10 protein-coding genes are annotated in these 13722 nt (G+C 28.5%); all 10 read left to right on the forward strand.

The features are described from left to right. The 10 genes from mnmH to ACTG48_RS06955 all read left to right on the forward strand — a co-directional run bounded on the left by mnmH (position 1) and on the right by ACTG48_RS06955 (position 13396). Positions 1–1053, forward strand: coding sequence for a tRNA 2-selenouridine(34) synthase MnmH (gene mnmH, locus ACTG48_RS06910; RefSeq protein ID WP_479918418.1), 1053 nt, complete (start codon positions 1–3; stop codon positions 1051–1053). Further along, positions 1047–2381 (forward strand): 30S ribosomal protein S12 methylthiotransferase RimO, encoded by a 1335-nt coding sequence (gene rimO, locus ACTG48_RS06915; protein ID WP_021384015.1) that lies wholly within the window; start codon positions 1047–1049, stop codon positions 2379–2381. Before mnmH ends, rimO begins: the two co-directional genes overlap by 7 nt. After that, positions 2368–2910, forward strand: coding sequence for a CDP-diacylglycerol--glycerol-3-phosphate 3-phosphatidyltransferase (pgsA, locus tag ACTG48_RS06920; RefSeq protein ID WP_479918419.1), 543 nt, complete (start codon positions 2368–2370; stop codon positions 2908–2910). The genes rimO and pgsA overlap by 14 nt, the downstream gene beginning before the upstream one ends. A 266-nt stretch (positions 2911–3176) precedes the next feature. Next, positions 3177–4247, forward strand: coding sequence for a recombinase RecA (gene recA / locus ACTG48_RS06925; protein ID WP_021384069.1), 1071 nt, complete (start codon positions 3177–3179; stop codon positions 4245–4247). Positions 4248–4398: 151 nt separating this feature from the next. Next, complete coding sequence (rny, locus tag ACTG48_RS06930) at positions 4399–5940, forward strand: ribonuclease Y (RefSeq protein ID WP_021384070.1); 1542 nt, start codon at positions 4399–4401, stop codon at positions 5938–5940. A 327-nt stretch (positions 5941–6267) separates the two neighbouring features. Beyond that, entirely contained in the window at positions 6268–6762 is a 495-nt protein-coding gene (locus tag ACTG48_RS06935; protein WP_479918420.1) for a hypothetical protein, read from the forward strand. 620 nt (positions 6763–7382) lie between these two features. Beyond that, positions 7383–8492, forward strand: a complete 1110-nt coding sequence (tnpB, locus tag ACTG48_RS06940) for an IS200/IS605 family element RNA-guided endonuclease TnpB (RefSeq protein ID WP_479918421.1) — start codon at positions 7383–7385, stop codon at positions 8490–8492. Between the two features lie 129 nt (positions 8493–8621). After that, on the forward strand, positions 8622–9950 hold the full coding sequence (locus ACTG48_RS06945) for a sensor histidine kinase (protein WP_479918422.1): 1329 nt from the start codon (positions 8622–8624) through the stop codon (positions 9948–9950). After that, a complete protein-coding gene (locus ACTG48_RS06950) occupies positions 9928–10743 on the forward strand; it encodes a response regulator (RefSeq protein WP_021384108.1) in 816 nt (271 codons plus the stop codon). Before ACTG48_RS06945 ends, ACTG48_RS06950 begins: the two co-directional genes overlap by 23 nt. Positions 10744–11056: 313 nt before the next feature. Next, complete coding sequence (locus ACTG48_RS06955; RefSeq protein ID WP_021384073.1) at positions 11057–13396, forward strand: sensor domain-containing diguanylate cyclase; 2340 nt, start codon at positions 11057–11059, stop codon at positions 13394–13396. Positions 13397–13722 lie beyond the last annotated feature (326 nt).

Consider the following 13722-nt stretch of genomic DNA (forward strand, 5'->3'; position numbering starts at 1 on the left):
TTGTCAGTTATAAAAATAGAAGAAGCACTTAAGCTAGATAAAGTAATATTTGTAGATGTAAGAACAGAAGGTGAATATGAAGAAGACCATATATTAAATGCAATTAATATGCCTATTTTTAAAAATAATGAGCATAATGAAGTTGGAACAATCTACAAAATGCAAGGAAAACATGAAGCAATACAAAAGGGTTTTGACTATGTCTCGTATAAGTTAAAAGATATATATCTACAAGCAGCAAATCTTGCAACAAATTATGATAATATCGTTATATATTGTGCAAGAGGTGGTATGAGAAGTGGAAGTATAGTAAATGTATTATCCTCATTAGGTGTAAATGTATATCAACTTGAAGGTGGATATAAGGCATATAGAAACTTTGTTTTAGAATATTTAAGGAATGTAATGGATACAAAAAACTTTGTATCTGTTCATGGATTGACTGGGGTAGGAAAGACTGATTTATTACATCTATTAGAGGAAAAAGGAATAGATGTACTAGATTTGGAAGGTATAGCTAAAAATAGTGGTTCTACTTTTGGTTTTATAACATTTGATAAAAAGCCACCATCTCAAAAGAATTTTGAAACTAAGTTGTTTGAAAGTATATTTTTCTCAAAGAAGAATTATATATTTGTTGAAAGTGAAAGTAAACGAGTTGGAAGTGTCACAGTTCCAAATGAGATTTTTGATGCAATGATACGAGAAGGGCATCATATACTATTAGAATGTAATATTGAAAATAGAGTTAATAGACTTTGTAGAGACTATATTTATGATAAGGATAATATAGAGGTCTTAAAAGAATGTATAAATAAATTTAGAAAAAGATTGGGTCATAAAGTAGTAGATGATTATATTGAATTATTAGAAGCAGGTAAATATAAAGAGCTTGTAAAAAGATACCTTTTAGAATACTACGACCCACTTTATATGCATTCAGTAGAGAAATATAAGTACAATAAAGTTATAAGTTTTAATGATACACAAAAAGCTTTAGAAGATGTTATAGACTTATATGAGAGTATATTGGAAGGAGATAAGGAATGTTAAAAATAGCATTAGAATCATTAGGATGCTCAAAAAATTTAGTGGATGCAGAAATAATGATGGGAATTTTAAATAAAAAAGGCTATAAATTAATTGGAGATTTTGAAGAAGCTGATGTAATCATAGTAAACACATGTGGGTTTATAGAATCAGCTAAACAAGAATCAATAGATACAATAATAGAATTTGCTGAATTAAAACAAACTGGAAACTTAAAGTTACTGATAGTAACAGGGTGTTTGGCACAAAGATATTCTGAAGAATTAAAAGCTGAAATTCCAGAAATAGATGCTATAGTAGGTACAGGAAGCTATCAGAACATAGATGAGATACTTAAAGAATTAAGTGAAAAACATCAAATTGTAAGTCTTGATGATATAGAGTTTGTGTTTAATGAAGATTTACCAAGATACCTATCTACACCTAGTTATATGGCATATTTAAAAATTGGAGAAGGATGTTCTAATAATTGTACTTATTGTATAATACCAAAATTAAGAGGTAAATATAGAAGTAGAAAATTTGAAGATATAATTAAAGAAGCTAATAAACTAGCTGAATCTGGAGTAAAAGAACTTGTAGTTATAGCGCAAGATACAACAAAATATGGTTTTGATTTATATGGAAAAGAAAAATTGCCAGAACTTTTAGAAGAACTTGCAAAAATAGATGGATTTAAGTGGATAAGAGTTATGTATTCATATCCAGAATCTATAACAGAAGAATTAGTACAAGTTATAAAAAAGCATGATAATATATGTAGTTACTTTGACATGCCAATTCAACATGCAAGTAATAATATTTTAAAATTAATGAATAGAAAAACTAGTAAAGAAGATATATTAAATAAAATTAATCTTATAAGAAGCAATATACCAGATGCAATACTTAGAACAACGATAATAGTAGGATTTCCTGGTGAAACAGAAGACGACTTTAAACAACTTGTGGACTTCGTAAAAGAAGTTAAGTTTGATAGACTTGGCGCATTTGCATATTCAAGGGAAGAAGATACACCAGCAGATAGATTACCTAATCATATAGATGAAGAAGTAAAGATACAAAGAAGAGATACTTTAATGATGATTCAACAAAAAATATCTGAAGAACTCAATGAGCAAAAAATAGGAAAGACATATGATGTATTGATAGAAGAACAGATAGAAGATAATGTATATACAGGAAGAACACAGGGTGATGCGGAAGAAATTGACAGCATAGTGTATGTAAAAAGTGTAGATAATCTTGAAATAGGAGAATTCGTAAGTGTTCAAATAAATGATGCAATGGAATACGATTTAATGGGAGATGTTTTATATGAACTTGCCTAACAAATTAACTTTGTTTAGAATCTTTTTAATACCAATATTTGTTTTAATTATGTTACTCAATGTACCAAATAAGTTTTTAATAGCTTGTATTATTTTTATAATAGCTTCAATTACTGATGCGTTAGATGGAAAAATAGCTAGAAAATACAACTTAGTTACTGACTTTGGAAAGTTTATGGACCCATTAGCAGATAAGCTATTAGTTATTTCAGCACTTACATGTATGATAGAAGACCATCTTGTAAGTAGTTGGATGGTAATTATAATAGTAGCTAGGGAGCTTACGGTCAGCATATTAAGGGCTATAGCAGCAGCTGATGGAAAAGTAATAGCAGCTGGCAACAGTGGAAAACTTAAAACGATAACTCAGATGGTGTCAATAGTATTTTTATTATTAGGGGCTCAGTTTGAGAGTGGATTAATATTAAATATAGGTGGAATTCTCATACTTATAGCAACTCTACTTACCTTATATTCTGGATGGGAATACCTATATAAAAATAAAGAGCTTTTTATGTCCTCTAAATAAAAATTAATTATTTAATTAATAAAAAATAAAAACTTAAAATTTTAAAAATGTAAAAAAGGGTATACTATTATAGTATACCTCTTTTCATTTTAAGAATATTTTCTTTTGTGTATATAATTATTAATAATGGTTTATAAATAAAATGTAATGAATAAAAATATAATCATTAGTAGCGTTTTTAAATTGACTAGGTTTGATTTATGTTATATAATTAATATATAACAAGAGAACAAATGTTTGTAGATAAATGAAGGGATGGTATAGAGATGAGTGTAGATCAAGAAAAATTAAAAGCGTTGAATGAAGCTTTAGGTAAAATTGAAAAAGATTTTGGTAAAGGTTCAGTAATGAAATTGGGAGAAGCAACGTCTATGTCTATAGATGTTATATCAACAGGAGCAATTGGTTTAGATATAGCTATTGGTATAGGAGGTCTACCTAGAGGGAGAATAGTTGAAGTATATGGACCAGAATCTTCTGGTAAAACTACTGTCGCACTTAGTTGTGTAGCATCAGCTCAAAAAGAGGGCGGAATAGCCGCATTTATAGATGCAGAACATGCACTTGACCCAGTATATGCAAAAGCATTGGGTGTGGATGTTGATAACCTAATAATATCTCAACCAGATACAGGTGAACAAGCTTTAGAAATAGCAGAGGCATTAATAAGAAGTGGAGCGATAGATATAATAGTAATAGACTCAGTAGCAGCATTAGTTCCAAAAGCTGAAATAGATGGAGATATGGGTGATTCTCATGTAGGTTTACAAGCTAGACTTATGTCTCAAGCACTTAGAAAGTTAACTGGTTCAATCAAAAAATCAAATTGTGTTGCTATATTTATAAACCAGTTAAGAGAGAAAGTAGGGATAATGTTTGGAAATCCAGAAACTACTACTGGAGGACGTGCACTAAAGTTTTACTCATCAGTTAGACTGGATGTTAGAAAAATAGATACAATAAAACAAGGTGACAAAGTCATAGGAAGTAGAACGAGAGTCAAAGTTGTTAAAAACAAAGTAGCACCACCATTTAAACAAGCTGAATTTGATATAATGTATGGAGAGGGTATTTCAAAAATTGGAGACCTTCTGGATATAGCTGCTGATGTAGATATAGTTAAAAAATCAGGTTCATGGTATAGTTACAATGATACTAAACTTGGACAAGGAAGAGAAAATGTTAAAAAATTCTTGGAAGATAATTTAGATTTAACTAATGAAATAGACGAGAAAGTTAGAACATTTTACAACTTAACTGGAGAAAGTGAAGAATCAAGTAACTCAGTATCAAAAGAAATTGTAGAAGAAGAAGTAAAAATACAAAAAAATAACTAGTAATTAAAGACATGCCACGCTCCCTATTAGCTTGACACAATGTTGAAAAAATTATAAAATTAAGTGAGGATAAAATATCTAAATTTAATTTTAATTATTAGGAATATTTTTTAATCATAGTGATGACATTTTGGGATTATTAACGAAGGAGGTGGATGTCATAGATAGTGTAGTAATTATTGTAATAGGTGCAGCTGTTGGTATTATAGCTGGATATTTTGTTAGAAAGAATATATCTGAAGCAAAACTTGGACAAGCTGAAAACTTGGCCAAAGAAATAATAGATAAAGCACACCACGACTCAGAAACAGTACAAAAAGAAAAATTATTAGAAGCTAAAGAAGAGATCCATAAGTGGAGAACAGAAGCTGAAAGAGAAAACAGAGAAAGAAGAACAGAAGTACAAAAGTATGAAAAAAGAGTAGTACAAAAAGAAGAAGTCTTAGATAGAAAATTACAAAATTTAGAATCTAAAGAATTAAACCTAAGTGAAAAATTAAAGGTAGTTGAAAAGAAAGAAGAAGAAGTTGAAGTAATAAAATCTCAGCAATTGGAAAAATTAGAAAGTATATCAGGAATTACTTCTGATAAGGCTAAAGAAATAATTTTAACAAATGCAGAGAGAGATGTAAGACGTGAAATGTCTATAATGATAAAAGAGATAGAAAGTCAAGCTAAAGAAGAAGCTGATAAGAAATCAAGAGAAATTATAGGATATGCAATTCAAAAATGTGCAGCAGATCACGTAGCTGAAACTACTGTAACAGTAGTAAACTTACCTAATGATGAAATGAAAGGTAGAATAATTGGTAGAGAAGGTAGAAATATAAGGACTTTAGAAACTTTAACAGGTATAGACCTTATAATAGATGACACTCCAGAAGCTGTAATTTTATCAGGCTTTGATCCAATAAGAAGAGAGATTGCAAGGATTGCTCTAGAAAAACTAATAGCAGATGGAAGAATACATCCAGCTAGAATTGAAGAAATGGTTGAAAAGGCAAGAAAAGAAGTTGACAATATTATAAAAGAATATGGTGAACAAGCTGCATTTGAAACTAGTGTACATGGAATTCATCCAGAACTAATAAGATTATTAGGTAGACTTAACTATAGAACTAGTTATGGACAAAATGTTCTTAAACACTCTATAGAAGTTGCTCATATAGCTGGCATAATGGCTGCTGAAATAGGAGCAGATATTAGATTAGCAAAAAGAGCAGGCTTATTACATGATATAGGTAAGGCTGTAGACCATGAAATGGAAGGTACGCATGTTGAAATAGGTATGGATTTACTTAGACGTTATAAAGAGTCTAAAGAAGTTATACATGCAATGAGTACTCATCATGGAGATTACGAGCCTCAGACTGTAGAAGCTGTATTAGTTACAGCAGCAGATGCAATATCAGCTGCTAGACCTGGTGCTAGAAGAGAAACTTTAGAAGCTTATATCAAGAGACTTGAAAAGCTAGAGGAAATAGCTAATTCATATGAAGGTGTAGAAAAATCATTTGCTATACAAGCTGGTAGAGAAATCAGAATAATGGTAAAACCAGAGGCTATAAATGATGAAGAAATACACTTATTAGCTAGAGATATGACTAAGAAAATAGAGGATGAACTTGAGTATCCTGGACAAATAAAAGTAAGTATAATAAGAGAAACAAGAGCTATAGAGTATGCAAAGTAAAAGAAATAATATCTAAATAATAATAAAAATATTTTTAAAAATTTAGATTTGCCACAAGATATGATAATATATCTTGTGGCTTTTTAATTGAAAAAAACTAATTTACCATTATATGGAATTAATATAATGAAAAAAAATATTGATTATAAAGCATTGATAAAATAAATTTTTATATATGTATTGTTTATATAATTATTTGAGTTTGTTTGATATAATGAAGGGATAAAATAATATATTATATTTAAATAAATGTTTTTAAATTATATAATTTTATCATATATTTAAATATATAATAAAATTAGTATGTATTTTATGGAGGAAGCTATTGTGGGAAAGAAAACATTTAGGTGTAATACATTTTATTTACCAATAATATTAACTTTGTCAGTGATATTACTACTTATTTGTGCTTCAAGAGCAGATAATAATTCAAATTTTAAAAGTAATCTTACTCCTGTTTCATTTATTGGAGAGTATCAAATACCTAAATCAATGGAATTTAAACCTTTTATTGATGTAGACTCACTTAAGAATATAAGAAAAGAGTCTATTTATTTACGTGGTCATTTTAGTAGAGATATTCCAGTAGGGCAAACTCTTTTATTACATATCAGTCACTTGAACGTTAATATTCGTGTATCCGATAAGGAAGTATTTTCTACTGATAGAATAAATTTAAGTAATACACTGACTAGGTCTACAGGGCATCTGTGGACAGGATTCAAATCAAGTGGCATATCAACCAATGACTTAGTAGAAATAACCATACAACGAGTGTACTCTAGTGGTAGAGCATTACAATTAGTATGTTTTTTTGATTAAAAAATAGCTACACACACTTGTGACTTTAATCATGAGTTAGTAGCTAAAGTAGTCAGCGTATAGGGAAACTTATATGTAGAGATAGGAGAGAACCTATCCAATACTACTTGAATTGCTGGAAACCCCTAAAGCTAACCAAACTAAAACATAAGGATGAAATAAACCTAAGTGTGAAAGTTACGAAAGTAGAAAAAATTGGTTAGATGGTATAAGGTTAAACCCTAAGTACTTTAAAATGGGCAATCAGCAGGTAAACTCCGAATAGGAGAAACTTCAACGACTATTCCTCTTGAGGGAAGTACACTACAAGCTATCGGTAGTGGAAGTGGGTAGACCTTAACGGATAATGCCGAAGGATAAGATATAGTCTGTGCTTGCATGAAAGTGTAAGAAGTTCATAAGAGAACTGCATAGGTAGTAGCGAACTTATGTGAACGACAACCTCAAAAATGATAAAAGTTAGGACTTACGGTTCTTAAATATGTTATTTAAAAATAAATATAAAAACCTTCCAAATAATTGTTTTAAATAATTACGTTTGTTAATATTATAATGGGTGATGAAAAATAGAAGTTACTCGGATATGTATATTAATAATCATAAAAAACAATTAAAGTGAGGTGATAGTAGTGGAAAAAGCTTATAAGTTTAGAATGTATCCAAATAAAAAACAGCAAGAGTTAATTAACAAAACTTTTGGATGTTGTAGATTTGTATATAATAAGTATCTTGCTAAAAAAATAGAAGTTTATGAAAACAATAAAGAAACTTTTACTTATAAACAGTGTAGTTCTGATTTGACCAACTTAAAAAAAGAATTAAAGTGGCTTAAAGAACCTGACAAATTTTCACTACAAAACACCTTAAAAGATTTAGAAAACGCATATAAAAAATTCTTTAAAGAAAATACAGGATTTCCTAAATTTAAATCAAAGAAAACTAATAGATTTTCATATAGAACTAACTTTACAAATGGAAATATTATGCACCTTGGTCAATATATAAAATTACCTAAACTTGGTATGGTTAAAGTAAGGGATAAACAAGTACCTCAAGGGAGAATACTTAATGCTACTATATCCAAAGAACCAAGTGGTAAATATTATGTATCATTATGTTGTACTGATATAGACATTGAAGCATTTGAAAATACTAATAATCAGATAGGTTTAGATTTAGGAATTAAAGAATTTTGTATCTCAAGTTGTGGACAATTTATAGAAAATCCTAAGTATCTTAAGAAGTCATTAAACAAACTTGCAAAATTACAAAGAGAACTATCGAGAAAAACAATTGGTAGTTTAAATAGAAATAAAGCAAGGTTAAAAGTTGCAAGACTTCAAGAACATATAGCTAATCAAAGGAAGGATTTTCTACAAAAACTATCTACTAAATTAATACGAGAGAATGATATTATTTGCATAGAAGATTTAAAAGTAAAGAATATGACTAAAAATCGTAAACTATCTCGCTTAATTTCTGATGTGTCATGGTCAGAATTTATTCGTCAATTAGAATATAAGGCTAATTGGTATGGTAGACAAATTGTAAAGGTAGGTAAATTCTTTGCAAGTTCACAAATATGCAATAAATGTGGGTACAAAAACGAGGAAATGAAGAATTTAAGTATAAGAGAATGGATTTGTCCTTGTTGTAATGTAACTCACGATAGAGATATAAATGCAAGTATAAATATACTAAAAGAAGGATTAAAACTAATAAGAGTTTAAAATAGATAACTTATGTAAAAACCGTAGGAACTATGGGGATAGCTTGTGGAGAGTTTGTAAGACATATTTTAGTATGCAAAATTCTATGAAGCAGGAACCCTGTGACTTTAGTCATGGGAGGTTCAGGAAATGCAGATTGGTTCTAAAGGAGACTTAATTGTTAGCGTGCTTCATGAAAACAAGCTTGGTCTTATGTTCACTATGTTAACAATATCTTTTGGACTATTTGGTTTAATTGCAAGTATTATTTTATTTTTTTTGAAAAGTGACCTAACACGTCAGATTTTTTTATTATCATGGTTTGCTATAGCTGGAGGAATTTGGTGTCTAGCAGATTTTAATGTGCTAACCTTTATCATTCAATCTCCAACTCTGGTTAGTATTTTGGAGTTACTGACACAATTTTTTCTTCCTACTTTCTACATTCTCTATCTAGCTACTTACTTAACTGGATGGAGATTGAAAGTTATAAATATAGGTGCATATGGGCTAATGACTAGCATATTACTTTGTGTTATTCTCCAAGTATTACGAATATATGATTTACATGAATTCCTTATAGTGCAAAATATGATTTGTATTTTAATTGTACTACTTGGTATAGGATGTCTAGTTATAGAAATTGTATTACATAGAGATATTGATGCCAAAATAGCACTGTTTGCATATTTACCAGTAGTTATTGGTGGTATTATGGAAATAGTAAATTATTATACTATATATATTCAAGATTTACCTTTTTTTTGTGTAGGTTTTTTAACTACTATTGTATTTCAAATTGGACATATTATGTTTTCTATAAAAAGAAAAGAGAAACTTCAAAAGAAATTGGAGAATGAATTAATGGAAAATCGGATTTCTATAATGCTTAGTCAAATACAACCACATTTTTTGTATAATGCACTTAATACTATTCAGTATTTGTGTAAACATGATTCTAATATGGCATTTGAAGCAATAGAGAAATTTTCTTCTTATCTCCGTGGAAATATGGATTCTCTTACACAAAAAAAATTAATTCCATTTGATAAGGAATTATCTCATTTAAAAAATTATTTATGTATAGAGTTATTACGTTTTGGAGAGCGTATAAAAATTAAGTATGAACTCCTTGCTACAGATTTTTCTATTCCTGTTCTCACCATACAACCAATTGTTGAAAATGCGATACGACATGGCATTACAAAGAAGAAAGAAGGAGGAACAATCGTAGTATCAACTTCAAAAGATAAAGAAAATATTTATATTGTTATAAAAGATGATGGGGTAGGATTTAAAGCACTCGAAAAAATGAATGATGGAAAAAGTCATGTTGGGATTAAAAATGTAAAAAGGCGATTAAAGACACAGTGTAATGGAAGTTTAACTATAGAAAGTTGTATAGGAAAAGGGACAATAGTGACAATAATCATACCTATTGGAAAGGAGTCAATTTATGAATATAATTGTTGTAGATGATGAGCCAATTGCTCTTAAGAATATGAATGAAAAGTTGGAAAATATTTCTGGGATTGAAGGAATTACTCTTTTTGATGAACCTCAATCTGCATTAGATTACTTAAAAGAACATCATGTAGATATTGCATTTCTTGATATTGAGATGTATGGCATGAATGGGTTAGAGTTTGCACTACTAGCTAAAGATATTTTGCCAAATATAAATATTATATTTGTAACTGGTTACTCAGAATATGCAGTAGATGCTTTTTCAATACATGCTAGTGGCTATCTTCTTAAGCCTGTAACAGTAGAAAGAATAAAGAAAGAAATAGAAAATTTACGTACACCCATTACTTTGAAATCAAAAAATAGTGTTTTTATTCATACATTTGGCAATTTTGAGGTATTTGTAGATAAAAAACCCTTAATATTTACTAGAGCAAAATCAAAAGAATTACTTGCTTATTTAGTAGATAGAAAAGGAGCAAGTGCAACTATAGCTGAAATAGCAGCAGTACTTTGGGAAGATAAGGAATATAACCGCTCGTTACAAAATCAAACACAAACAGTAATATCAAATATGATGAAAACTATGAAAGATGCAAAGATTGAACATATAATAATTAAAAAATGGAATAGTATAGCAGTAGATATTACAGAATTTGAATGCGATTATTACAATATGTTGAGATGGGATATGATGGCAGTTAATACATATGCTGGAGAGTATATGACAAATTATAGTTGGGCAGAACTGACTACAGGAATGTTATATCAAAAAACTTTTAATCAGTGTTATTGTGAAAGATAAATAATTTATTGTGAAAAAATATAAATCTTTTTAGAATTTTAATTTTAATGATGTGCTTTAGATGTGCTTTATCTATTATATTAATATATATTGATAATAAAACTCATATAATTCATTTATATTAGTAGAATGATTTGAGTGTTTTAACATATATTTTTAGATGATGTATCTGTATATTACTGTTGTTTTAGAAAAAGTAATAGATTAATATAAAAAATTTAAAGTTTTAAAGAGTTTACTACTTGAAATAATTATATTTAAAGAAGGTGAAAATACAATGAAGCCAAAATGAGGGTTAAAGAGGGAAGATATTATGAAAAAAAATACACTTTTACATACAAATGCTATTGTTTGTATTATTATTACTCTTGGTTTTGTAGCTACTTCTGTAATTGGCTACCAATCTAATACCAATATTTTTAAAAATGATATTGAGCATGTATCTACATTGGCCGCTGAAGGTATTTATTATCAGATAGATAAACTCCTTTCAGAACCTATAAATGTATCTCTTACCATGGCAAATGATAGCTTACTGAAAAACTTTTTAGATGGAGAGAAAGAACATATAAATGATGAGGAATTTATTTATAAGTTACAAGATTACTTAAATGCATACAGAAATAAATACTCATATGATTCTGTTTTTCTAGTATCAACCAAAACGAATAATTATTATCATTTTAATGGGCTTGATAGAAATCTTAGTGTTAAGAATTCAGAAAATCAATGGTATTATAATTTCTTAAAGAATAATGATGAATATTCATTAAATGTTGATAATGATGAAGCAAGTAATAATAGTATTACAGTATTTGTAAACTGTAAGATAAAAGATGATGATGGGTCAACTATGGGAATTATAGGCGTTGGATTAAAGGTTAATTCATTACAAAGCTTGCTTAAAGAATATGATGACAAATTTGATGTTGTAGCATGTTTAATTGATGATAAAGGCGTTGTACAATTAACATCAGACAAAACTGGTTATGAGCATATAAATTTCTTTGAAAATTCTAGTAGTGATTTATCTGATTCAAAAAACTTAATATTAAACAATAAAAAAGAGCAAAGGAGTTTTTGGCATTCATCTGCAAAATCAAAAACTTACATTGTATATCAATATATACCCAGTTTAAAATGGCACCTTGTTTTAGAAAATGATTTGACTATAATGAGTAAGCAACTTCAAACACAATTTCTAAAAGGAATTGCAGTTATAATTTTGATTATAATATTTGTACTTTTTACAATTACACGTGTCCTTAAGAAGTATAAAAGTCAAATTATGAAGCTTAGTGTTTCACAGAAATTAGAATATCAAAAGATGCTAAGTCAATCTACTGACGAACTTTATGAAAATATTTTTGAGATTGATGTTACTAATAATAGAGCTGGCTGTGAAGATTCAAATAGATATTTTCATGAGTTTGGTTTAGGGCTTGATACACCATATGATGAAGCACTACATACAATTGCTAAAGAACAAATCAAAGAAGAGTATGCACAGGATTACTTAGATACATTCTTACCAGAAAATGTTATTAAGTGTTATAATAGCGGAATTAATAATATGAGCTATGATTTTTTAATTAAGACCGATGAGAAAAATTATCACTGGATTAGAATTAATGCACGAATTTTCTTTTGGACATCAGATGAATCTGTTCGTATGATATCTTATCGTAAAAATATAGACGAAGAGAAAAATAGAGAATTGTTGCTCCTTGAACGTTCACAACGCGATTCTCTTACTGGACTTTACAATAAGGGTGTAATAGAAGAATTTATTAGCTCATTTTTAGAAAACAAAAATAATCAAGATTCAGAACATGTTTTTCTAATATTTGATATTGATGATTTTAAAAATGTAAATGATAAGTATGGCCATGCATTTGGAGATTTTGTTATAAGTGAGTTTGCATTGGAATTGAAATCTCAATTTCGTGAGGATGATATTGTAGGTCGTATTGGTGGAGATGAGTTTGTAGTATTGATAAAAAACTTTAGCACTAATAACTATGTACTTATAGAGAAATTAGAGCGTTTTTGCTCTAAAATTAATCAAAAAAGATTTGCTGGGCACATGGATTTTTCTATTACATGTAGTATTGGTGTAGCAATGTATCCTGAACATGGTTATGTATATTCTGAGTTATATGAAAAAGCAGACCAAGCACTTTATTATGCAAAAAGTCATGGGAAAAATTCTTATCATGTATTTTCAGATGATTCTATTGATAGTATGTCATTTCACATAGACCCTAGAGATGTAAAGGTATTATTAGAAATGGCTACTGATGGTGTTGTCAAATTTGCATGCATGGAAAATTTAAAATTACTTTATTTTAATCAAAAGATGCTTGAATTCACTGGATATTCTGCACAATCTGTTTCATCTAAAGACTTTAATGTTCTTTCACCAGTATTACAAGATGATTTGCAAATAGTAATCGATACATTGGAAGAAGCAATTTCTAAAAGAGAAACTTTTGAAGTAGTTTTCCGTTTTTGCCATACAGATGGTCATATTTTTCCTGTAAGAATGCAAGGTAAGTTTGTGAACGAGTTATATCAAAATCGTTATCCTGTTTTTTATGCGATTTATACAGATATATCAAGTCTTAATCTTATATCAGAAGATAAAAATTGAATATCACAGTAAAATATAAAATTTAATATAATAGTAGCCATATGTAACTACTATAAATAAAACCTGCTAATAAAATAGATTGTTTTTTAGCAGGTTCTTAAATTTTTTATGCTAAACTTCTGTGTTCATAGACGATAAAATTCGCTATTTTAAAGATTTTACCTATTATTTTAAAAATTAATTATGAAATTTATCAATTTGTTATTTACAAAAAATATTTTATAACAATAAATATTTATATTTATTGTAGATTTTCTTTAATAGTTTTGTATTTATTTGTATTTATTTTGAATTTATTTACTAAATTTGCCTATAAAAAGTATATA

The organism is Clostridioides sp. LIBA-6822 (assembly GCF_056688955.1).

Coding starts and splice junctions, on each gene's coding strand:
- rimO (WP_021384015.1), top strand. CDS start 1,047: ATGTTAAAAATAGCATTAGAATCATTAGGATGCTCAAAAAATTTAGTG.
- pgsA (WP_479918419.1), top strand. CDS start 2,368: ATGAACTTGCCTAACAAATTAACTTTGTTTAGAATCTTTTTAATACCA.
- recA (WP_021384069.1), top strand. CDS start 3,177: ATGAGTGTAGATCAAGAAAAATTAAAAGCGTTGAATGAAGCTTTAGGT.
- ACTG48_RS06945 (WP_479918422.1), top strand. CDS start 8,622: ATGCAGATTGGTTCTAAAGGAGACTTAATTGTTAGCGTGCTTCATGAA.
- ACTG48_RS06950 (WP_021384108.1), top strand. CDS start 9,928: ATGAATATAATTGTTGTAGATGATGAGCCAATTGCTCTTAAGAATATG.
- ACTG48_RS06955 (WP_021384073.1), top strand. CDS start 11,057: ATGAAAAAAAATACACTTTTACATACAAATGCTATTGTTTGTATTATT.